Annotated in this window: 19 protein-coding genes; 13 read left to right on the top strand and 6 right to left on the bottom strand. The window is 72.0% G+C overall.

Annotated elements, in window-relative coordinates; genetic code table 11:
• Positions 1-45 precede the first annotated feature (45 nt).
• On the bottom strand, positions 46-1005 hold the full coding sequence (locus ACZ607_RS07705; RefSeq protein WP_469732797.1) for a GNAT family N-acetyltransferase: 960 nt from the start codon (positions 1003-1005) through the stop codon (positions 46-48).
• A 177-nt stretch (positions 1006-1182) separates the two neighbouring features.
• Here ACZ607_RS07705 and ACZ607_RS07700 point away from each other — a divergent pair, with 177 nt between their 5' ends.
• The gene (locus ACZ607_RS07700) at positions 1183-1749 is read left to right on the top strand and encodes a DUF1707 and FHA domain-containing protein (RefSeq protein WP_469732795.1); all 567 of its coding nucleotides are present in this window, start codon (positions 1183-1185) and stop codon (positions 1747-1749) included.
• 13 nt (positions 1750-1762) lie between these two features.
• Here the strand turns inward: ACZ607_RS07700 and treY are convergent, their stop codons facing one another.
• A complete protein-coding gene (treY, locus tag ACZ607_RS07695) occupies positions 1763-4150 on the bottom strand; it encodes a malto-oligosyltrehalose synthase (protein WP_469732793.1) in 2388 nt (795 codons plus the stop codon).
• Positions 4151-4248: 98 nt separating this feature from the next.
• Positions 4249-6405 carry a glycogen debranching protein GlgX gene (glgX, locus tag ACZ607_RS07690; protein ID WP_469732791.1) on the bottom strand — a complete coding sequence of 719 codons (2157 nt, stop codon included), beginning with the start codon at positions 6403-6405 and terminating at the stop codon, positions 4249-4251.
• Between the two features lie 378 nt (positions 6406-6783).
• Between glgX and ACZ607_RS07685 the strand changes: the two genes are divergently transcribed.
• Together ACZ607_RS07685 and ACZ607_RS07680 are read left to right on the top strand one after the other, a co-directional pair.
• Complete coding sequence (locus ACZ607_RS07685; RefSeq protein WP_469732789.1) at positions 6784-8016, top strand: SAV2148 family HEPN domain-containing protein; 1233 nt, start codon at positions 6784-6786, stop codon at positions 8014-8016.
• A gap of 78 nt (positions 8017-8094) precedes the next feature.
• Positions 8095-8808 (top strand): exonuclease domain-containing protein, encoded by a 714-nt coding sequence (locus ACZ607_RS07680; protein WP_469732788.1) that lies wholly within the window; start codon positions 8095-8097, stop codon positions 8806-8808.
• An 18-nt stretch (positions 8809-8826) separates the two neighbouring features.
• Here ACZ607_RS07680 and ACZ607_RS07675 read toward each other — a convergent pair whose 3' ends face one another.
• Entirely contained in the window at positions 8827-9231 is a 405-nt protein-coding gene (locus ACZ607_RS07675) for a DUF4333 domain-containing protein (protein WP_469732786.1), read from the bottom strand.
• Positions 9232-9354: 123 nt separating this feature from the next.
• Positions 9355-10221, bottom strand: coding sequence for a phosphotransferase enzyme family protein (locus ACZ607_RS07670; RefSeq protein ID WP_469733418.1), 867 nt, complete (start codon positions 10219-10221; stop codon positions 9355-9357).
• A 126-nt stretch (positions 10222-10347) separates the two neighbouring features.
• Between ACZ607_RS07670 and ACZ607_RS07665 the strand changes: the two genes are divergently transcribed.
• From ACZ607_RS07665 to ACZ607_RS07620, 10 genes are all read left to right on the top strand, one after another.
• Complete coding sequence (locus tag ACZ607_RS07665; RefSeq protein ID WP_469732784.1) at positions 10348-11286, top strand: carbohydrate ABC transporter permease; 939 nt, start codon at positions 10348-10350, stop codon at positions 11284-11286.
• Positions 11283-12122, top strand: a complete 840-nt coding sequence (locus ACZ607_RS07660; RefSeq protein ID WP_469732782.1) for a carbohydrate ABC transporter permease — start codon at positions 11283-11285, stop codon at positions 12120-12122. Before ACZ607_RS07665 ends, ACZ607_RS07660 begins: the two co-directional genes overlap by 4 nt.
• The gene (locus ACZ607_RS07655; RefSeq protein ID WP_469732781.1) at positions 12122-13417 is read left to right on the top strand and encodes an ABC transporter substrate-binding protein; all 1296 of its coding nucleotides are present in this window, start codon (positions 12122-12124) and stop codon (positions 13415-13417) included. Before ACZ607_RS07660 ends, ACZ607_RS07655 begins: the two co-directional genes overlap by 1 nt.
• Positions 13418-13482: 65 nt before the next feature.
• Complete coding sequence (gene mgt / locus ACZ607_RS07650) at positions 13483-14691, top strand: macrolide-inactivating glycosyltransferase (RefSeq protein WP_469732779.1); 1209 nt, start codon at positions 13483-13485, stop codon at positions 14689-14691.
• A 368-nt stretch (positions 14692-15059) separates the two neighbouring features.
• Positions 15060-16262 carry a S8 family peptidase gene (locus tag ACZ607_RS07645; RefSeq protein ID WP_469732777.1) on the top strand — a complete coding sequence of 401 codons (1203 nt, stop codon included), beginning with the start codon at positions 15060-15062 and terminating at the stop codon, positions 16260-16262.
• A 94-nt stretch (positions 16263-16356) separates the two neighbouring features.
• A complete protein-coding gene (locus ACZ607_RS07640) occupies positions 16357-16905 on the top strand; it encodes a DUF1697 domain-containing protein (RefSeq protein WP_469732775.1) in 549 nt (182 codons plus the stop codon).
• Positions 16898-17281 (top strand): nuclear transport factor 2 family protein, encoded by a 384-nt coding sequence (locus ACZ607_RS07635; protein WP_469732773.1) that lies wholly within the window; start codon positions 16898-16900, stop codon positions 17279-17281. Before ACZ607_RS07640 ends, ACZ607_RS07635 begins: the two co-directional genes overlap by 8 nt.
• Before the next feature lie 551 nt (positions 17282-17832).
• Positions 17833-18750, top strand: coding sequence for a S1 family peptidase (locus tag ACZ607_RS07630; RefSeq protein ID WP_469732771.1), 918 nt, complete (start codon positions 17833-17835; stop codon positions 18748-18750).
• 102 nt (positions 18751-18852) lie between these two features.
• Positions 18853-19854, top strand: coding sequence for a ketopantoate reductase family protein (locus tag ACZ607_RS07625; RefSeq protein ID WP_469732769.1), 1002 nt, complete (start codon positions 18853-18855; stop codon positions 19852-19854).
• 77 nt (positions 19855-19931) lie between these two features.
• Positions 19932-20564: a mycothiol-dependent nitroreductase Rv2466c family protein gene (locus ACZ607_RS07620; protein ID WP_469732767.1), complete on the top strand. Its 633-nt coding sequence runs from the start codon at positions 19932-19934 to the stop codon at positions 20562-20564.
• A 5-nt stretch (positions 20565-20569) separates the two neighbouring features.
• Here ACZ607_RS07620 and ACZ607_RS07615 read toward each other — a convergent pair whose 3' ends face one another.
• Positions 20570-21322, bottom strand: coding sequence for a sirohydrochlorin chelatase (locus ACZ607_RS07615; protein WP_469732766.1), 753 nt, complete (start codon positions 21320-21322; stop codon positions 20570-20572).
• Between the last annotated feature and the right edge of the window lie 5 nt (positions 21323-21327).

Genomic DNA, 21327 nt, shown 5'->3' with positions numbered 1-21327 from the left:
GTTGTGGGGCGGGCACGTCGGGGCCCACCGATTTTCCACGGCCCGTCAGGGCTGGTCCCACACCATGTCGAAGGCGCGCTCGAAGTTGACGTAACCCAGGCGCGCGAACGACTTCGCCATGGGGACGTTGCCGAGATCGGTCGCCGCCCTGATGCGCTCCACGTCCTGCGCGGCCAGCACCCGGGTGCCCTCGGCGAGGATGTCGTCGATGTAGCCGCGCCCCCGGTGCGCCGGCAGCACCCCGATGTAGGCGATCATCGGGTGGTAGTTGTTGCGCGCCGGAACGACGAAGCCGACCGGCTCCCCGTCCGGCAGCTCCGCGATCCGCCACCACTCCTGGGGCGTCCGGAGACCGGCGAACTCCTCGTCGTACTGCTTCTCCGCGGCCTCGCGGGCACTCAGCCCGGACGCCAGGTCCTGCCGGCCGTGCGCGTCCAGGGTGCCTTCCATCACCGGGGTCATCAGCGCGAGGAGGTCCTCGCGTCCGGTGACCCGGCGGTGGACCAGCCGGCCCGAGTCCTCGGGGACCGGCGTGCCGGCCCGCCATTCCAGGCGCAGCCGCTCCACCAGCAGCCGGGCCCCGCTCGCCTCCATGACCCGTATCCGGGCCTCCACGACCTCGCGCGCGGCGGGGTCCTCGCGCCAGTCCGGCGGGATGTAACGGCCGTACTCCGGGCGGGCCGACCCGGCGGGGACGACGGCGGCGGTCGCCCGCTCCACCAGCTCCAGCCCGATCGCGCCGCGCTCCGGCTCCGGCAGGGTGTCGTCCAGGTCGAAGAAGTCCAGGAGCTGGGGAGCGCCGCCCCTCTCGCCCGTCCACCAGGCGATCCGTGCCACCACACGGTCGCCGCGCAGCGCCACCCACATCCACTCGGGGCGGCGGCGCCCCGCCGCGAGGTCATCGGCGAGCTCATGGTCGAGCACATAGGAAAGCCGCTGGAAGAGACCGAGTTCGTCCGCTCCGGTGAGCGGACGGACGGTCAGTTCCGATGGTGCAGATGTCACAGGGTCTCCTCGACGTGTACGCCGCCTCCGAAGGCGGCAGCGCGTGACCCTAACAACTCCCCGGCGTCCGGCGAGCGGTATTTTCCCGCCGCACCCGCCCCCTGCCGCGCAGGTCAGGAAGGCCGGAAACGGGCATCGTCTGGACACCTCGGGCCCCTCGGACGGACAATCGGTGCTGTGACGTCCTCCTTCGAGTCCTCCACGTATCCCGCGCGGCTCTCGGACGCCGAGCGCGACCGTGTACTCGGTGTGCTCAGAGACGGCGCCGCACAGGGCAAGCTCTCCCACGACACCTTCCTCCGCCGCATGGAACTGGCCCTGACCGCCCGGCGTCCGGAGGAGCTGAAGGCGCTCACCTCCGACCTGGAACGGGACGGGCGCTGGTCCCGCGGACTGTTCCGCGCGGTGGGCGGGGTCTCCGCCTTCCCCGCCCGGGTGCGCCGGGCCTGGCAGTCCGAGCGGCTCCCCAAACTCCTGCTCCCGCTGCCCGGCCCGCACCCGCTGCGCATCGGCCGCGACCCGGGCAACGGGCTCCGGCTCAGCCACGAGACGGTGTCGCGGCTGCACGCCGAACTGACCGCCCAGGGCAGCCGGTGGATCCTGCGCGACCTGGGCTCGACAAACGGCACCTGCGTCAACGGCCAGCGGGTCGTCGGCGCGGTCGTGGTGCGCGACGGCGACCAGGTCAGCTTCGGCCGGATGTCCTTCCGGCTCATCGCGTCGCTGCCGATGCCCCCGTCCTGAGCGGGCGGCCCGCTCAGCGCCCCGCCCTCACCAGCAACGCCACCGGCCGGTCCGCGAAGAGCCCCGCCACCGGGACCACCGGGCCCCTGAACTCCCGCCCGTCCGACAGGAGATCGGCCCACGGGCCCTCGTCGGGCAGCGCCAGCTCCGTATCGCGCCAGCCGCCCTCCTCCGCCAGCCTGAGCGACAGCCGGGTCACCGCCGTGACCACCTCACCGGACCGGCCGAACGCCAGGCAGTGCGCGGCCGCTGGGCCCCGCGCCGCCAGCGGGGTGTACGTGGCCGACTCGCCGAAGAGCTCCGGGCGCTCCCGGCGCAGGCGCAGCGCCGTCGTCGTCAGCGCGGCCTTCTCGTCGGTGTCCGGGGAGGGCGGCCGGCGGAACGGCCGCCGGTTGTCCGGGTCGACCAGCGCGATGTACTCCCGCTCCGTGCCCTGGTACAGATCGGGCACGCCGGGCATCGTGAGGTGCACCAGCGCGGCCCCCAGCACGTTGGCCCGCACGAACGGCGCGAGCGTGTCCGCGAACCTGGCCAGCAGCGTGCGGGCCTCGCCCGCGTCGCTGCCGGGACCGGACGCCACGAAGTCGGTCACCGCCCGCTCGTACGCGGGATCCGGCTCCGTCCAGCTGGTGAAAAGCCCCGCCTCCCGCACGGACTTCAGCAGGGCGGGCTCCAGCCTGCCCGCCATCTCCCCGGCGGGCAGGCCCACGCAGCCGTACGCCGACTGCCAGGCCTGCCAGGCCAGCTGCGGATCCGGGGCCGGCGCGGACGCGGACCTCGACAGCTGCGCCACCAGCGCGGACCAGCGCTCGGGGCACTCGGAAAGGACCGCGATCCTGGCCCGTAGATCCCCGCTGCGCTTGGTGTCATGGGTGGTCAGCACCGTGCCGGTCGCCGGCCAGTCCCGTGCGATCCTCGCGCAGAAGGCGTGGAACTCCTCCGGAGCCACCGCCGGCCGGCCCGGGTCGCCGCCCACCTCGGTCGCCGAGATCAGCGGGACGTAGCGGTAGAACGCGGTGTCCTCCACCGACTTGGCGTGCAGCGCGGACGCCGTCTGCGCGAACCGGGCGCAGAACGCCGCGTGCGCCGGCCCGTCGCCCAGCCGGCCCAGCGCCAGGTCCCGCACCACGTCGACGGCCTCCGCCTCCTGGGGGACCGGGAACACCGCCTTGGCGTCCCGCACCGCCTCGGCCGGGAGCGTCGACTCCGCGATCTCGGTGAGCGGGCCGCCCGCGGTCACGTACGGCCGGTAGACGGGCACCCGCACCAGCAGCTCGCGCAACGCGGTGTGGAGCGCCCACGGCGCGTGGTCGTGCAGTGCCGTGTCCCCGGCGCACACCTCGACGGCCAGACGGGTCAGCCACTCCGTCTCGGCGGCCAGCTCATGGGTGACCACCCGGTACGCCGCACGGCGGACGGTCGCGGTCCAGTAGCCGCCGCGGTCCCCGGGAGGGCCCGCGAAGTCCCGGTAGCGGCCTAGCAGGTCCGCCGCGCCCGTCGGGTCGGTGAACAGGCCGTCGATCCGGTGCAGCGCGTCGTAGCCGGTGGTGCCCGCCACCGCCCAGCCGGCGGGCAGGGCCTCGTCACCGGTGAGGATCTTCTCCACCACCGTCCACCGCCCGCCGGTGGCGTCGCCCAACTCCCCCAGATACGCGGCGGGGTCGGCCAGCCCGTCCGGGTGGTCGATGCGCAGCCCGTCGACGACCCCGTCGCGGACCAGTTCGAGGATCTTGCCGTGGGTGGCGGCGAACACCTCGGGGTGCTCCACCCGGACGCCGATCAGGTCGGAGATGGTGAAGAACCGCCGGTAGTTCAGCTCCGTCCTGGCCAGCCGCCACCAGGCGAGCCGGTAGTGCTGGGCGGCCAGCAGCTCCGGCAGCGCGAGGTCCTCCGTACCCGCGCGCAGCGGGAACTCCAGATCGCCGTGGCGGAGCACCGGCGTGCCGTCCTCCCGGGTGCCCGGTTCGAAGCCGGCGCTCTCCTCGCCGACGCGCCCCGCCAGCACCGGCAGCAGCACCTTGCCGCCGCCCGCCGCCCAGTCGATGTCGAACCAGCGGGCGTACGGGGACTCCGGGCCCTCGCGCAGCACCTCCCACAGCGGCAGGTTGTGCCGGGGCGCGGCGGCCATGTGGTTGGGCACGATGTCCAGGATCAGCCCGAGCCCATGGGCGTGCGCCGTCCGGGCCAGCTCCCGCAGGCCCTCCTCGCCGCCGAACTCGGCGCGCACCGTGCTGTGGTCGACGACGTCGTAGCCGTGCCCGGACCCCGGCACGGCCTCCAGGACGGGCGACAGGTGCAGATGGGAGACGCCGAGCTCGGCGAGGTACGGCACGGCGTCCGCGGCGGCGGCGAACGGGAAGTCCGGTTGGAGCTGCAGCCGGTACGTGGCGGTGGGCGTCATGGACTCGTACGTACCCAGCCGGAGGCCTCTCTCCCACCTCCTGCGCCACCCGGACCGTCCGGGCGCGCCCGCCCGGCCGGTCCGGTCACCCGGGCGGCCTACGCCGGCCGCTTGAGCACCGTCAGGCTCCGCCCGACGAGCGTCACCCGCTCGCCCGCCGAGACCTTGGGCCCGGCCCCCGGCGGCACCCCGTCCGGGATTGCCGTGTCCACGACGACCTGCCACTGCTTGCCGTGGTTCATCGGAACGGCGAACTCCAGCGTCTCGGCGCCCGCGTTGAACATGAGCAGGAACGAGTCGTCGGAGATCCGCTCACCGCGCGGCCCCGGCTCCGAGATGGCGTGCCCGTTCAGGAAGACCGTCATGGCCTTCGCGTGCGCCGCCTGCCAGTCCCGCTGCGTCATCTCGTCCCCCCTGGGGGTGAACCACGCGATGTCCGACAGCTCGTCGTGCGTGCCCTCCACCGGACGGCCGTGGAAGAAGCGTCTGCGGCGGAAGACCGGGTGGTCGCGGCGCAGCCAGACCATGGCCCGGGTGAACTCCAGCAGGCTCGTGTCCGTACCGCCGGAGTCCTCCTCGCCGTCCTCGGCGCGCGAGGCGGCCGCCGGATCGGGCCAGTGCACCCAGGAGAGCTCGTTGTCCTGGCAGTAGCCGTTGTTGTTGCCCCGCTGCGTCCGGGCGAACTCGTCGCCGTGGCTCAGCATGGGCACACCCTGGGAGAGCATCAGCGTGGCGATGAAGTTGCGCATCTGACGGCTGCGCAGCTCCAGGACCTCCTTGTCGTCGGTCTCCCCCTCCGCCCCGCAGTTCCACGAGCGGTTGTGGCTCTCGCCGTCCCGGTTGCCCTCGCCGTTGGCGTCGTTGCGCTTGTCGTTGTACGAGACCAGGTCATGCAGCGTGAAGCCGTCGTGGCAGGTGGTGAAGTTGATCGAGGCCAGCGGGCGCCTGCCGTCGTCCTGGTACAGGTCCGAGGAGCCGGTGAGGCGCCCGGCGAACTCCGCGAGGGTCCGTGGCTCACCCCGCCAGAGGTCCCGCACCGTGTCCCGGTACTTGCCGTTCCACTCGGTCCACAGCGGCGGGAAGTTCCCCACCTGGTAGCCGCCCTCGCCCACGTCCCAGGGCTCGGCGATCAGCTTCACCTGGCTGACCACCGGGTCCTGCTGCACCAGGTCGAAGAACGAGGACAGCCGGTCCACCTCGTGGAACTGGCGCGCCAGGGTCGCCGCGAGGTCGAAGCGGAAGCCGTCCACATGCATCTCGGTCACCCAGTACCGCAGGGAGTCCATGATCAGCTGGAGGACGTGCGGCGACCGCATCAGCAGGGAGTTCCCCGTGCCGGTGGTGTCCATGTAGTACTTCTGGTCGTCCGCGAGCCGGTAGTACGAGGCGTTGTCCAGGCCCCGGAAGGAGAGCGTCGGACCGAGGTGGTTGCCCTCGGCCGTGTGGTTGTAGACCACGTCGAGGATCACCTCGATGCCCGCCTGGTGCAGCGCCTTCACCGCCTGCTTGAACTCCAGCACCTGCTCACCGCGGTCGCCCCAGGAGGCGTACGCGTTGTGCGGGGCGAAGAAGCCGATGGTGTTGTAGCCCCAGTAGTTGGCCAGCCCGGCGTCGGCGAGCCGGTGGTCCTGGACGAACTGGTGCACCGGCATCAGCTCGATCGCCGTGACGCCCAGCTCGGTCAGATGCGCGATGATCTCGGGGTGCGCCAGCCCCGCGTACGTGCCGCGCAGCTCCTCGGGCAGGCCCGGATGGAGCATCGTCAGGCCCTTCACATGGGCCTCGTAGATCACCGTGCGGTGGTAGTCCGTACGGGGGCGGCGGTCGTCGCCCCAGTCGAAGTACGGATTGACCACGACGGAGCTCATCGTGTGCGGCGCCGAGTCGAGGTCGTTGCGCTCGTCCGGTTTGCCGAAGGGGTAGCCGTAGACGGCCTCGCCCCACTGGATCTGCCCCGAGATCGCACGTGCGTACGGATCGAGGAGCAGTTTCGCGGAGTTGCACCGCTGTCCGTGCTGCGGCTCGTACGGTCCGTGCACCCGGAAGCCGTAGCGCTGCCCCGGCATCACCCCGGGCAGATAGGCATGACGGACGAAGGCGTCGGTCTCGCGGAGTTCCACCGCCGTTTCTGAACCGTCGTCGTGCAGGAGGCACAACTCGATTCGGTCGGCGGCCTCCGAGAAGACCGCGAAGTTGGTTCCTGCGCCGTCGTACGTGGCGCCGAGGGGATACGCGTGTCCCGGCCAGACCTGCATAGATAGGACTCTTCCACTTCTGATCCGGGTGCTGGGGGGTTTCGCCCCGATACTCCCCGAAAGACGGTCCTGTACCTAGTACGTCGACCGGTGCGGCCGGGTTCCGTCGCGTGATCCCGCCGTGCCGGTCAACCCCGGACACCTCGGTGTCGCCCGGACAGGGGTCCGGGCCGCCGGGTCGCTCCTCCGTCCGGTATGCGGCGTGCGAGGGGGTGCGCAATCACTATGAACCATCTCACTCCACCCGATCTCACCGCAAGGAACGAGCCTGCCGCACAGGGGAGTTGAGTGAGGAGCCTGTGCATCCTGCTGCACCGGCTCCCGCTACCGGAGTACCCTTCCTTGATCGTTGGTGGGGGAGTGGAAGGCGGTACACGGGTGAGCTCGGGAGGGTTCGAGCTGCCCCCAGGTGACGCGGGTCACGAGGGGGAATCGACCGATGCCCCGCCAGGCGCTGTCTCCCTCGCACAGCCCATGGAGATCGGTGCCGATCTGAACTGGGGAGCGGACGCCTGGAACGAGGTCCGCACGCGGGCCCAGCGCGCCGGGCGGGCGTACATCTGGCTGAATCTGGTGGAACAGCGGCTGCGCGCCGTGGTCTCCGCCGTGATCCGGCCGATCTACGAGCCGGTGCACGGCGAGGACTGGGTGGTGGCCGCCGCGGGTCCCGCGGGGCAGGAGTGGGTGCAGCGCGCCGTCGCGGTACGGGAGGTCTCCCGCCGCAAGGGCTATCTGCTGGACCCGGCCGACGACAACGTCCTGAGCTTCCTCACGCTCCCGCAGCTGCGGGAGCTGATGGTCCAGCACTGGCCCTGCTTCGAGCCGTACTTCGACGACCGCCGCGAGGTGGAGCTCGCGCTGGACGAGCTGGAGGTCGCGCGCAACGTGGTCTCCCGCAACCGCGCGCTGAACGAGGCCGTGCTGGCGCAGGCCGAACGCGCCTCCGCGCGGCTCCTGGAGATCCTCGGCAGCGGGGCGGCGGTCCCGTCCGCCGAGCGGCTGCCGGTCGACGCCGTGGAGGAGCTGGTCGGCGACCGGTACGCCGACGTGGTCTCCGTCCACCCCGACCGGGTGCGGCTGCAGCGCCAGCTGCCCGCCGAGGACCTGTTCGGCGGGGCGCGCCGGCTGGACGCGATCGGTATCGGGCTCAACCTCCTCACGCAGAACTTCTCGGGGCGCCGGCTGGTCCGCCTCGCCGAGTCGGGCTGCCGGGTCCGGCTGCTGTTCATCAACCCGGCGAGCAGCGCGGTCAAGCGCCGCGAGCGCGAACTGGGGCTCAAGAAGGGCGAGCTGAGCCGCTCCGTGGAGATGAACATCCTCCATATGCGCCGGGTCCGCTCCAAGCTCCGCGACCCGGGCGCCTTCCAGATCCACGTCTTCGACGAGACGCCGAGGTTCACGGCGTACCTGGTGGACGGGGACGGGGCCGACGCGGTCGGGGTCGTCCAGCCGTATCTGCGGCGCGCACGCGGCATGGAGGCGCCCGTGCTGGTGCTGCGCGGCGGCGGGCGTGCGGTGGTCAGGTCGGGGCAGGACAGTGAGCACGGCCTCTTCGAGACCTACCGCGAGGAGTTCGAATCGGTCTGGACGGACTCCAGGCCCGTCTCCTGACGCCCCTTCCGGCGTTGTCAGTGGTGCGTGCGAAGGTGGTCATCACTTGGGGGAACGCACCAAATGAGGAGGTACGGGATGAGCTGGATCAGCGGACCGCTGCTGGCGTTCGACCTGGAGACCACGGGGACGGACGTCGAGACCGACCGCATCGTGACGGCGGCCGTCGTCCGGCTCGAGGCCGATGGATCGGTGTCGCACGAGCGGACCTGGCTGCTGGATCCCGGTGTGGCCATACCCGAGCAGGCGTCGGCGATCCACGGCATCTCGACGGAACGGGCCCGCGCGCACGGGGCACCGGCCGCGGCCGCGATCGAGGAGATCGCGCGGGCCGTCGCCGAGGGGCTGCGCTCGGGGACACCGCTGGTGGTGATGAACGCGCGGTACGACCTGTCCCTGCTCGACCGCGAGTGCCGGCGGTACGGGATCGAGTCGGTCAGCGAGCGCCTGGGTGACGCGCCCTCACCCGTCATCGACCCTCTGGTGATCGACAAGCACGTCGACAAGTACCGGAAGGGGAAGCGGGCCCTCCACGCCCTGTGCGCCCACTACGGGGTGTCCCTGGAGGACGCGCACGACGCGAGGGCGGACGCCGTGGCCGCGGCCCGTGTGGTGCGGCGCATGGGGGAGAAGCACCAGCCCGTCGGGGTGATGGCGCCCGAGGAGCTGCACGGCCTCCAGGTGCGTGCGGCGGCCGAGCAGTCGCTCTCCCTGCAGGCCTACCTGCGGCGCACCGCGGATCCGGCGGCGGTCGTCGAGCCGGCCTGGCCGCTCATTCCCCGGATGCGATGAGCCAAGGATCGTCCCGGGTCAGTTGGGGGCCGGGGTGGGGGTGTCGTCGGCCTTGATGTCGTAGTCGATCTTGTCGCCGTCGACCGCGGTGACGGTGACCGTGACACCCAGGGTGCTGCCGTCGGCGGCCTCCAGCGTGCAGCGGGTGGTGGTGCCGACCTTGCCGACCAGGTCGTCGGGGCAGGTGACGTCCGGCTTCGGCTGGCCCGTGGTGGCGGCGAGCTTCTCCGCCACCGTGTCGCCCAGCTGGGTCGCGGACACCTTCGGCGTGGAGGTCCCGTCGGACCCCTCGGATCCGGCACCGGCGGACTTCTTCGGTTCCACGTTCCCGATGGACACCGAGCCCGAGCAGCCGACGAGGAGCGCACCGGCCGCCACCGTCGCGAGGCTCCATGCCACCATGGGCAGTCGGGGTATGGTCATGACAAGCTCCTCTGTGTTCCTGGTCCGCCGTTCGGACGGTGCTCCGGCCGGATCGGGGCAAACAGTCGGCAGCATACGCGTCGGCCCGGCGCGGACCTCGTGCTCCCGTGCGGCCCGGCCCCTTCAGAACGGGTACCAGCGCACCTCGGGGTCGTCCTCGCGCAGGGACGCCACCCGGCGCCGGAATTCCGCCAGCGCCTTCGGGTTCGCCGGGGCGTGCTGGGAGACCCAGGCGCAGCTGGCCGTCTCGCGGGCGCCACGCAGCACCGCGCACCCTTCCCACGCGCGTACGTCCCAGCCGTACGCCTCGGTGAACGCGTCGTAGGCCTCGGCGGGCAGGCCGTACCGGTCGCGGGAGAGCGCCAGGACCACCAGGTCGTGCTCGCGCAGGTCGCAGGAGAAGGTCTCCAGGTCGACCAGGACCGGTCCGTCCGGGCCGACATGGACGTTGCGGGGGAGCGCGTCACCGTGAACGGGTCCCGGCGGCAGGTGCGGGGCGAGGGCCGCCGCCGCCTTCGCGAAGCCGTCGCGCCGGCCGCGCAGATAGTCGGCGTCCGCCGGGTCGATCGCGTCACCCGCGAGCCGCAGCCAGCGCTCGACACCGCCCAGCAGCTCGCGCCTCGGCAGCGTGAAGTCCCGGGGTGCGGGCAGCGCGTGGACCCGGGTGAGCAGCGGGGCCAGATCGCGCGGTTCGGTCGGCCGCACGGCGTCGGGAAGCCGCTGCCACAGGGTCACCGGGTGGCCCTCCACCAGACGTGCCTCCGGCTCCGCGGCCCGTACGGCGGGTACGCCCGCGTCGGCCAGCCACCGGGCGACGGCCACCTCGCGCTCGGCCCGCTCCCGCAGCTCCGGGTGGTGGGTGGCGTTCCGGCCGACCTTGGCCACGAGGCCGTCGACGGCGAACACCGCGTTCTCGCCCAGCGCGAGGAGCTCCGCACCGGAGGGCAGTCCGGCGGCCGTCAGTACCTCGCGTGCGCGCATCTCGTCCATGGCCCCGATTTTCTCATCCTCGCAGGCCACCTTGACGAACGGGCGGCCCGTCAGCACGATGACGGGGGCCGCCCGGTCGGCCATACGGGGATGAAACCGATCCAAGGATGACAAGGGGTCGAATTCATGACACTGGCGACCGCAACGAGGCGGTCCGGGCGCACGCGCCCACCCGGCGGAGGGGGCGGGAGCCGTCGGCGGGACGGCGCCACCTGGTTCCTGGTGCTGCCCGCGCTGATCCCGATCCTCATCCTGAGCGTCGGCCCGCTGCTGTACGGCATCCTGCTGGCCTTCACCGACGCGCAGTCGGGCCGCACCCGCTCCACCCAGTGGATCGGCGTACTCAACTTCCAGGACCTGCTGCACGACACCCTGTTCTGGGACTCCTTCCGGATCGGCCTGCTGTGGGCGGTCGGGGTCACGGTCCCGCAGTTCGTGCTCGCCCTCGGCCTCGCCCTGCTGCTCAACGCGAACCTGCGGATGCGCTGGCTCGCCCGGGCGTTGGCGATCGTTCCCTGGGCCATGCCCGAGGTCGTCGTCGGCATCATGTGGCGCCTGGTCTACAACCCCGACGCGGGCATCCTCAACGAGACCGTCCGGGACCTGGGCCTCGGTGACGGCAGGGACTGGCTGACCGGGCTCGCCACCGCGCTGCCCGCCGTGATCGTCGTCGGCGTCTGGGCCGGTATGCCGCAGACGGCCGTGGCGCTGCTCGCCGGTCTGCAGAACACCCCGGACGAACTGCACGAGGCGGCCGCCCTCGACGGCGCCGGGGCCTGGCGCCGCTTCCGTACCGTCACCTGGCCGGCGATCAGGCCGGTGGCACTCGCGATCAGCGCGCTCAACTTCATCTGGAACTTCAACTCCTTCGCCCTGGTCTACGTCCTGACCAGCGGCGGACCCGGCGGACGCACCCGGCTGCCGATGCTCTTCGCCTACGAGGAGGCGTTCCGCTACGGACAGTTCGGCTACGCCGCCGCCATGGGATGCGTGATGGTCGCCGTCATCTCGGTGCTCCTCGCCGTGTACCTCGTCGGCCGGCTCAGGGGAGGCGAGGACGCATGAGCCTCCGTACGGGCGGAACCGCGCGCGCCGGGCAGTACACCGCGCTCCTGTGCTACCTCGTCTTCCTGGCGTTCCCCTTCCTCTGGCTGATCTCCACCGCGTTCAAGCCGGCCCGTGAGCTCGGCTCGCTGCACCCCACGTGGATCCCCCAGGACCCGACGCTGGACAACTTCCGGCAGGCCTTCGACGAGCAGCCGCTGCTCAGGGCCGCCGCGAACTCGCTCACCGCGGCGGTCTGCGCCGCCCTGATCGCCGTGGTCATCGCCACCCCCATGGCCTATGTGATGGCCCGCCACCGCGGACGGCTCTCCACGGCCGCCACCGGATGGGTCGTGGTCAGCCAGGCGTTCCCCTTCGTGCTGGTGATCATCCCGCTCTTCCTGGTCCTCAAGTACCTGCACCTGATCAACTCGCTGTGGGGGCTGATCCTGGTGTACGTCGTCTGGTCGCTCCCCTTCGCGCTCTGGATGCTCGCCGGATACGTCCGGGCCGTGCCGCCCGAGCTGGAGGAGGCCGCCGCGGTCGACGGCGCGGGGAGGGGACGGATCCTCGTCTCGGTCACCGCGCCGCTGCTGGCCCCGGGGATCGTCGCCACCGCGCTCTTCGCGTTCATCACCGCATGGAACGAGTTCTTCTTCGCGCTCGTCCTGCTCAAGACCCCGGAGAAGCAGACCTTGCCGGTCGTCCTCACCCACTTCCTCGGCGCGGAGGGGGTGGCCGATCTCGGCCCGCTCGCCGCCGCCGCGTTCCTCGCCACCCTCCCCTCCCTCGTGCTCTTCGCGATCATCCAGAAGCGCATCACGGGCGGCCTGACCGCCGGGGCGGTGAAGCACTGATGCGCCGCCGCCTGCCCGCGCTCGCCGCGACGGCCACCGCGCTCGCCCTCCTGCTGACCGGCTGCTCGGGAGGGGACGACGGCACGGACGCCGACGGCACGATCCGGCTCAGCTTCCAGTCGCTGGCCTGGCAGAAGGAGTCCGTCGACGCCAACAAGCAGCTCGTACGCGAGTGGAACGCCGCCCACCCGGACATCCAGGTGGACTACGTCCAGGGCAGCTGGGACAACGTCCACGACCAGCTGCTCACCTCCTTCGAGGGCGGCGAGGCGCCCGACATCATCCACGACGCCTCCGACGACCTCGCGGACTTCGCGTACGGCGGATACCTCGCCGATCTGCAAGAGCTGCTGCCGGACCGGCTGACCCGGGACATCCCGCGCCGGTCGTGGGAGACCACCACCTTCGACGGCGGCGTCTACGGGGTCCCCTTCCTCCAGGAGCCCAAGGTCCTCATCGCCAACACGAAGATCCTCGCCGCCTCGGGCGTCCGGATCCCGACCCCGGAGAAACCCTGGAGCTGGCCCGAATTCCGCGAGGTCACCGCGGAGCTGACGCAGAAGGGGAGGTACGGGGTCGCCTGGCCGCTCAAGGAGCCGGTCTCCGTCACCCTCAACCTGGGCCTCTCCGCCGGCGGGCAGCTCTTCCACCGGGGCGCTGACGGCAAGGTGACCATCCGGTCCGACGCGGGCGACCTGGTCATGCCCCGCACGGTCCGCGACCAGGTCGACGCCGATCACAGCGCCGCGCGTCCGTCCCTCGGCATGGGAGGGTCGGACACGCTCCCCGGCTTCTTCGGCGGCACGTACGCCATGGTCCCGCTCGGCTTCTCCTACCGCCAGCAGGTCGTCGAGCAGGCCCCCGAGGGCTTCGGGTGGACGGTGCTGCCGACCCCGGCCGGCAGCGGGGGCCTCGCCCAGGGGGTCAGCCCCCAGACCCTCTCGGTCGCCGAGGACAGCCCGCACAAGGAGGAGGCCGCGCGGTTCATCGACTTCCTGCTGCGCCCGGCCAACATGGTGCGGCTGGCCAAGGGGGACTGGATGCTGCCGACCGGCACCGAGGCGCTGGCCGATCCCGCGCTGCACACCGAGGAGAACGGCTGGGCGACCGGCACGGCGCTCGCCCGGGAGCTGCGCCCCGCGCCCGCGCAGTCGGTGCGCGGCTATCCCGAGTGGAAGGACAAGGTCGCCACGCCCGCCCTCCAGGAGTACTACAGCGGGGCCATCGACACCGAGGAGCTGAGGAAACGCCTGGTCGACGACGGTAACCGGGTGCTGGACCGCTACCAGCGCTGAACCGGCGGCGGGCCGGCCCGCGCAAAACAGTGGACGAGACGTATCGTCTCGTTTAAGGTGGCGGCATGCCAACGACCCAGCCTGCCCACATCGCCATGTTCTCCATCGCCGCCCACGGACATGTGAACCCGAGCCTCGAAGTGATCCGGGAGCTCGTCGCGCGTGGGCACCGCGTCAGTTACGCCATCCCGGCCTCCTTCGCGGAGACGGTCGCCGCCACCGGGGCCGAGCCGGTGATCTACACCTCGGTGCTGCCCACCGCGGACAACCCCGAGGACTGGGGCACCGAACTCATCGACAACATCGAGCCGTTCCTCAACGACGCGGTCCAGGCGCTCCCGCAGCTCGCCGAAGCCTTCGAGGGGGACGAGCCCGACCTCGTCCTGCACGACATCACCTCCTACCCGGCCCGTGTGCTCGCCCACCGCTGGGGCGTTCCCGCCGTCCAGCTCTGGCCCAATCTCGTCCCCTGGGAGGGGTACGCGGAGGAGGTGGGGGAGCCGGCGACCGCCGGGCTGAAGGAGACCGAGCGGGGCCGGGCGTACTACGCGCGCTTCGCCGCCTGGCTCGCCGAGAACGGTCTGGGCGACCTCTCCTCGGACGACTTCGTGGCCCGGCCCCGCCGTGGTCTCGTACTGATCCCCGAGGCGCTCCAGCCGAACGCCGACCGGGTGGATCACGCCAGGTTCACCTTCGTCGGCGCCTGTCAGGGCGACCGGTCCGAGCAGGGCGAGTGGAAGCGGCCCGACGGTGCCGGGAAGGTCCTGCTGGTCTCCCTCGGGTCCTCGTACACCGACGAGCCGGCGTTCTACCGCGAGTGCGTCAAGGCGTTCGGCGACCTGCCCGACTGGCATGTGGTGCTGCAGATCGGCACCCGGGTGGACCCCGCCGTGCTCGGCGACGTACCGGACAGCGTGGAGGTGCACTCCTGGGTCCCGCAGCTGTCCGTGCTGAAGCAGGCGGACGCCTTCATCACCCACGCGGGCGCGGGCGGCAGCCAGGAGGGGCTCGCCACCGCCACCCCGATGGTCGCGGTCCCGCAGGCCGTCGACCAGTTCGGCAACGCGGACATGCTCCAGGCCCTCGGTGTCGCCCGCCACCTGCCGAAGGAGGAGGCCGACGCCGCCTCCCTGCGCGCCGCGGTGCTCGCCCTGGTGGACGACCCCGAGGTCGCGGCCCGGCTGGCCCGGATCCGGCAGCGGATGGCCGGTGAGGGCGGGACGAAGGGGGCCGCCGACCTCGTCGAGGCCGAACTGCCCGCCCCGAAGGGCTGACCCGACCGCGTACCACCGGGGCCGCTCCCAGCGGCCCCGGTGGTGTGTGAACGGTCCGCACAACCGAAATCCGGCATTCCACTCACGCGCTCATTAGCAGTGATGTGAGGTCAGGCGTCCTCGATCGCGCCGAGTTCACCCGTCAGGAAAGCGCGTGGGCCTGCATGTTCGAAAGAACGCCCCGGCGGTTTGCCCCGCATCGAGGGAAGTGCGCGGGTTTTCTGTGACCAAAGTTTGCCGAGTGGGTGACGGCTGCATGAAGTTCTTGATCTGGGCGCGTCAATCGAGCAGTGTTTCGAGGCAGCCCCCGGAGATCTTCCGGCCGAGGGCCAATCCCCCCACAAAGAATGACGAGGAGACCCCTCTTCATGGCACTTCACAAGCGTGTGCGTTCGGTCAAGCTCACCGCCGCGATAACCGCCGTGGCAGCCGCCGCCGGCGTCACCCTCCTCACCACCCCGTTCGCCGGAGCCGCTCCGGCGCCCGCGATGGGCACCGTCTACGGCGCGGACGCGGCGACAGCCGTCTCCGGCAGCTACATCGTGATGCTGGACCAGAAGGCCGACAAGGCCGGGCTGGCCGAGCAGTACGGCGGCAAGCTCCAGCGGAACTACAAGTCGGCCATCAACGGCTTCTCCGCCAGCGGGCTCTCGGAGACCGAGGCCAAGCGGCTCGCCGCCGACCCGGCCGTCTCCAAGGTCGTCCAGAACAAGAAGTTCCACATCGACGCCACCCAGGACAACCCGCCGTCGTGGGGGCTGGACCGGATCGACCAGGCCGAGACCGCCGGTGACGACGCGTACACCTACCCGGACGCCGCCGGCGGCGACGTCACGGCGTACGTGATCGACACGGGCGTCCGCGTCACCCACAACGACTTCGAGGGCCGCGCCACGTCCGGCTTCGACGCCGTGGACAACGACGACGACGCCGACGACGGCAACGGACACGGCACCCACGTCGCCGGCACCATCGCGGGCGCGTCCCACGGTGTGGCCAAGAAGGCGAAGATCGTGGCCGTCCGCGTCCTGGACGACGCGGGCTCGGGCACCACCGAGCAGGTCGTCGCGGGCATCGACTGGGTCACCGAGAACCACGAGGGCCCGTCCGTCGCCAACATGAGCCTCGGCGGCTCCGCGGACCCGGCCCTGGACGCGGCCGTGCAGAAGGCCATCGCCTCCGGCGTCACCTTCGCGGTCGCCGCGGGCAACGAGTCGAGCGACGCCGGCGAGGGCTCCCCCTCCCGCGTCCCCGAGGCCATCACGGTCGCCTCGTCCACGGTGGACGACGAGCAGTCGTCGTTCTCCAACTTCGGCTCGGTCGTGGACATCTACGCGCCCGGCTCGGACATCACGTCGGCCTGGAACGACAGCGACGACGCGACGAACACCATCTCGGGTACGTCCATGGCGACCCCGCACGTCGTCGGCGCGGCCGCCGTCTACCTCGGCGGTCACCCGGACGCCACCCCCGAGGAGGTCGCCACGGCGCTCACCGACGGCGCCACCCCGGACGCCATCTCCAACGCGACCGAGGGCACCGCGAACAAGCTCCTGAAGGTCGTGGAGTAGGTCCGAAGGGCCGCACAGCACATGCAGGAGGCCGCCGCGCCCTCCCCCACGGGGCGCGGCGGCCTGTTCCATGGGAAAGCTCTAGGGTGGGGACATGAGCACGATGTACGCGGCGCTGCTGCGGGGGATCAACGTCAGCGGCCACCGGCGGGTCCCGATGGCCGAGCTGCGTGCACTGCTCGGTGAGCTGGGGCACGAGGACGTCGCCACCCATCTGCAGAGCGGGAACGCCGTGTTCCGCAGCGCGTCGGGGGACGAGGACGAGCTCGCCGCCGGACTGGAGCGGGCCATCGAGGAGCACTTCGGCTTTCCGGTCGACTGCCTCGTGCGCTCGGGGGCCTATCTCGCGGCCGTGGCCGACGCCTGTCCCTTCCCCGCCGCCGAGCTCGAGGCGAAGCAGCTCCACGTCACGTACGTCGACAAGCCCCTCGACGCGGCACGGTTCGCCCCGCTCGACGCCGACGCGTTCCGCCCGGAGGAGTTCCGGCTCGGCGACCGCGCCTTCTACCTGTACGCGCCCGAGGGGCTCGGCCGCTCCAAGCTCGCCGTGGCGCTCGGCCGCCCCGCCATCACCCGTGGCCTCGTCGCCACCAGCCGTAACTGGAACACCGTGGCCAAGCTTGTGGAGATGACGCGTGAATGAGCCCCTGCCCGCCGTGGCCACAGCCGTGGAGGGCGAACTCCGCCTCCTCGACCCCGTGGTACGGGCCTCGGCGGACGTGCTGGCCACCCTGCTGCACCCCGACTTCCGGGAGATCGGCACCAGCGGCCGGCTCTGGGAGCGGGACACGATCATCGCCATGCTCACGGACCCGGGCGCCCCGCGCCCCGAGCCGCTCGTCGCGACCCGGATGAGGGGCGACCAGCTCGCCCCCGACCTGGTGCACCTCACCTTCGACACCGAGTCCAACGGACTGCGCTCCCACCGCAGTTCACTGTGGCGGCTGACCGGGGGCGGCTGGCGGCTCTACTTCCACCAGGCGACGCCCTTCATCGACGACCCGTTCGCCGAGGTCTGAGCCGGCGGGGCCGCGGGGCCCCAGGGGCCTCCGCAGCACACCCCGGTGCGGCGTCGCAAGAGTGCCGCCCCGGACTGATCTGCGCCCGGAGCGCGGCCGGTTCTCGCCGGAGGGGCTGATTCCGGCCACCTGGGGCCTCCGGGCAAAACGCAGGTAAGCCGTCCGAACGGGCCGCGCCCCGGCGGGCCCGGTCCGGAACGCGGACACGGCCGGTGGTGCGCCTCGCGGGCAGGGTCGGTGTGTAGGAACGCGATGCGCGTAGACAGTCGCCGACGTCCGCTCCCCGTTCCGGGCTTTGCTGCAATTCGCTGCCGGCCTCCGTTCGGTGGGCGGACGCGGTTGTTCGGGGGCCACCCGCACGCATAGCGGAGTTCAGGGTCCGTTCTCCGTCGAGGTCCGGAAGGCGACCTTGTCACCGGTGCAAGCGGAGTCAAGGATTCGAGTCGTGCGGTTGGCAGGTCCACGACGAGTAAACCCGCTGGTCGAGGAGAACCGCACACCTCGGCCCGCCCACCCAGCGGACCGGACACCCCCCAACGACGGAGGATCCTGTGACCTTCAAGCGCTTCGCCCCCCTCAGCTCGCTCTCCAGACGCGCTCGCCTCATCGCCGCGACCTCAGGTCTGGTCACCGCTGTGGCGCTTGCGGCACCCACCGCGGTCGCCCAGGCGGCCCCGGACGCCACCGTGACGAAGGCCGCGCTCGCCGACGCCAGCTCGGCCGTCCGCGGCGCCGACATCGCGGGCACCGCCTGGTACACCGACGCGAGCACCGGCAAGGTCGTCGTGACCGTCGACAGCTCGGTCACCGCCGCCGAGATCGCCACGATCAAGGAGTCGGTCACCGACTCGGGCGCGAAGGCCGACATCAAGCGCACCGAGGGCACCTTCAACAAGCTCATCGCGGGCGGCCAGGCCATCTACGCCGGCGGCGGCCGCTGCTCCCTCGGCTTCAACGTCCGCAGCGGCAGCACCTACTACGCGCTGACCGCCGGCCACTGCACCGAGATAGGCAGCACCTGGTACACCAACTCCGGCCAGACCACGACCCTCGGCACCCGGGCCGGCTCCAGCTTCCCGGGCAACGACTACGGGCTGATCCGGCACTCCAGCTCCGCCGCGGCGGACGGCCGGGTCTACCTCTACAACGGCAGCTACCAGGACATCACCTCGGCCGCGACCCCCAGCGTCGGCCAGTCCGTCAAGCGCAGCGGTTCCACCACCGGCGTCCACAGCGGCACCGTCACCGGCCTCAACGCGACGGTGAACTACGGCGGCGGCGACATCGTCAGCGGCCTCATCCAGACCAACGTCTGCGCCGAGCCCGGCGACAGCGGCGGTTCGCTCTTCTCCGGCACCACGGCGCTGGGCCTGACCTCGGGCGGCAGCGGCAACTGCACCTCCGGCGGCACCACGTTCTTCCAGCCGGTCACCGAGGCGCTGAGCGCCTACGGCGTCAGCGTCTTCTAGCGCTCACGCACCCACCGACCTGCCGACGGGCCGCGCTCACCGAGCGCGGCCCGTTGTCGTGACCGCTTTCCCCGAGGTCCGGCGCTGTGCGAGGCTCACGTCATGCGCTACATCATCGTGGGAACGGGCGCCGTCGGCGGCGCCATAGGCGGACGGCTCGCGGAGGCGGGCCACGAGGTGGTGCTCGTCGCGCGCGGAGCGCAGTACGACGCCCTGCGCGAGGACGGGCTGCGCCTCACCACACCCGAGGGCACACAGACCCACCGGCTCCCCGTCGCCGACGGTCCGTCGGCGGTGGACCTCGCCCCCGACGACGTCCTCGTCCTCGCCGTCAAGACGCAGGACAGCGTCGCCGCCCTCGACGCCTGGAGCGCGCGGCCGGTGGCCGGCGGCGGAACGGCGGGGGAGCGGCTCCCCCTGATCTGCGCGCAGAACGGCGTCGAGGGCGAACGCCTGGCCCTGCGCCGGTTCCACCGCGTCTACGGCTGCTGCGTCTTCCTCCCCGCCACCTACGTGGAGCCGGGCAGGGTGCTCGCCTCCGGAGCCCCGCTCACCGGCATCCTGCACCTCGGCCGGTACCCCTCGGGCACCGACGACACCGTGCGCGCCGTCGCCGCCGACTGGGAGAAGGCCAGGCTGGAGGCCCCTGTCGTCCCCGATGTGATGCGCTGGAAGTACGCCAAGCTGCTCTCCAACCTCGCCAACGCCATCGAAGCGGTCACCGGAGTGCTGAACGGCCCCGAGGCCTTCGCCCTCTTCGACCGTGCGAAGTCCGAGGGGCGCGCGGTGCTCGCCGCCGCCGGCATCGAGGCCACGGACGGTGCCGAGCAGGAAGCGGCGCGCGGCGGACGGATCCGCTTCGACCCGCTCGACGGGTCCGAGCGCGGCGGCGGATCCTCCTGGCAGAGCCTCAGCCGGGGCACGGGCACCATCGAGGCCGACTACCTCAACGGGGAGATCGTCCTGCTCGGCCGGCTGCACGGTGTCCCGACACCCGTCAACGACGTACTGCGGCGCACCGCGAACTCCTTCGCCCGGGAGCGGCGGGCCGCCGGATCGATGACGGTGGCCGAGCTCACCGCCCTCGTCGACGCGGCGTCCTGACCACCCGGCAGATGGCCCAGCGGAACGACGGCCGAATGGCCCAGAACAGCGGGCCACGGCCTCTCTAGGCTCCTCGCATGAGCACCCACGTGAACGACACGACGGACAGGACGGCGGTCGACTTCTACTTCGACCCCGCCTGCCCGTTCGCCTGGATCGCCTCCCGGTGGATGCTGGAGGTCGAGCGCGAGCGCCCCCTCGACCTCCGCTTCCACGTCATGAGCCTCCACCTGCACAACACCGGCAACGAACTCCCCGGCTGGTACCGCGACCTGGTCGACCGGTCCGTCGGCCCCGTCCGGGTCGCCGCCGCCGTGGAGGAGCACCACGGCCCCGGCGTCCTCAGGGACCTCTACACGGCCATGGGCACCCGCATCCACCCCGGCAGGAACGAGGACTTCGACGCCGTCGTCGCCGAGTCCCTCGCCGAACTGGGCCTGCCGGCCGCCCTCGCGGAGGCCGCGCACACGGACACGTACGACACGGCGGTACGCCGCAGCCACGACCGGGGGAAGGACCCCGCCGCCGGCTCCTACGTCGGCACGCCCACCATCCATGTCGACGGCACCGTCTGGTTCGGCCCGGTGCTCAACTCCGTACCCAGGGGCGAGGAGGCGGCGCGGCTCTTCGACAGCTTCCGGGTCCTCGCCGGCCACCCGGACTTCTTCGAGCTGAAGCGCGAGCGCACCGGCAGCCTCGACCTCGGCTGACCGCCCTACGCGCTCAGCGCCCCGGTCACCGGCACCCGCGCCTCGTCGTAGCGGGTCAGCAGCAGCCGGGCCAGTGCCGGGGACGGTCCCAGGACACCGGCCAGCACATCGGCGCCGGCCTCCTCCGCGCCCGCCGCGATGCGGTCCGGGAGCCGTCCGGGGGCGATGACGTACGGGGCCACCGCGACCCGCCGGACGCCGTCCGCCCGCAGGGCGCGTACGACGTCCGCGGTGCGCGGAAGTGATGCGGAGGCGAACGCAGGCCGCACGGCGCACCAACCGGTGTGCCGCAGCTCCCGCGCGATTTCAGCGATCACTGCGATCGCCTCCGGGTCCGTGGAGCCCGCCGAGGCCAGGACCAGCCCGGTCGAGCTCTTGTCGCCGGGCGCCACCCCGGCCTCGTACAGCCGCCGCTCCAGAGCGGCGTTCAGCAGCGGGGACGGGCCGAGGACGTCGGCCTGGCCGATCCGCATCCGCGGCAGCCGCGCCCGGGCCTCACGCAGCACCGAGGGGATGTCCGACTTCGCGTGGAAGGCCCTGGTCAGCAGCAGGGGGAGGGCGATGACCTCGTCCGTGCCGGCGGCGGCCAGGCGCTCCAGCACCCGGGGCACGGACGGGGCGTTGAACTCCAGGAAGCCCGTCTCCACGCGCAGCCCGGGCCGCAGCGCCCGTACCCGCGCGGTGAGCGCGTGCACGGTCGCCGCGTGCCGCGGGTCGCGGCTGCCGTGGGCGATGACGAGCAGGACGGGGGAGGCCATGGGAA

The sequence above is a fragment of the Streptomyces sp. NPDC104381 genome (genome assembly GCF_055583745.1).
The sequence above is the reverse complement of the archived record's forward strand: the minus strand, read 5'-3'. Positions and strand labels throughout refer to the sequence as shown.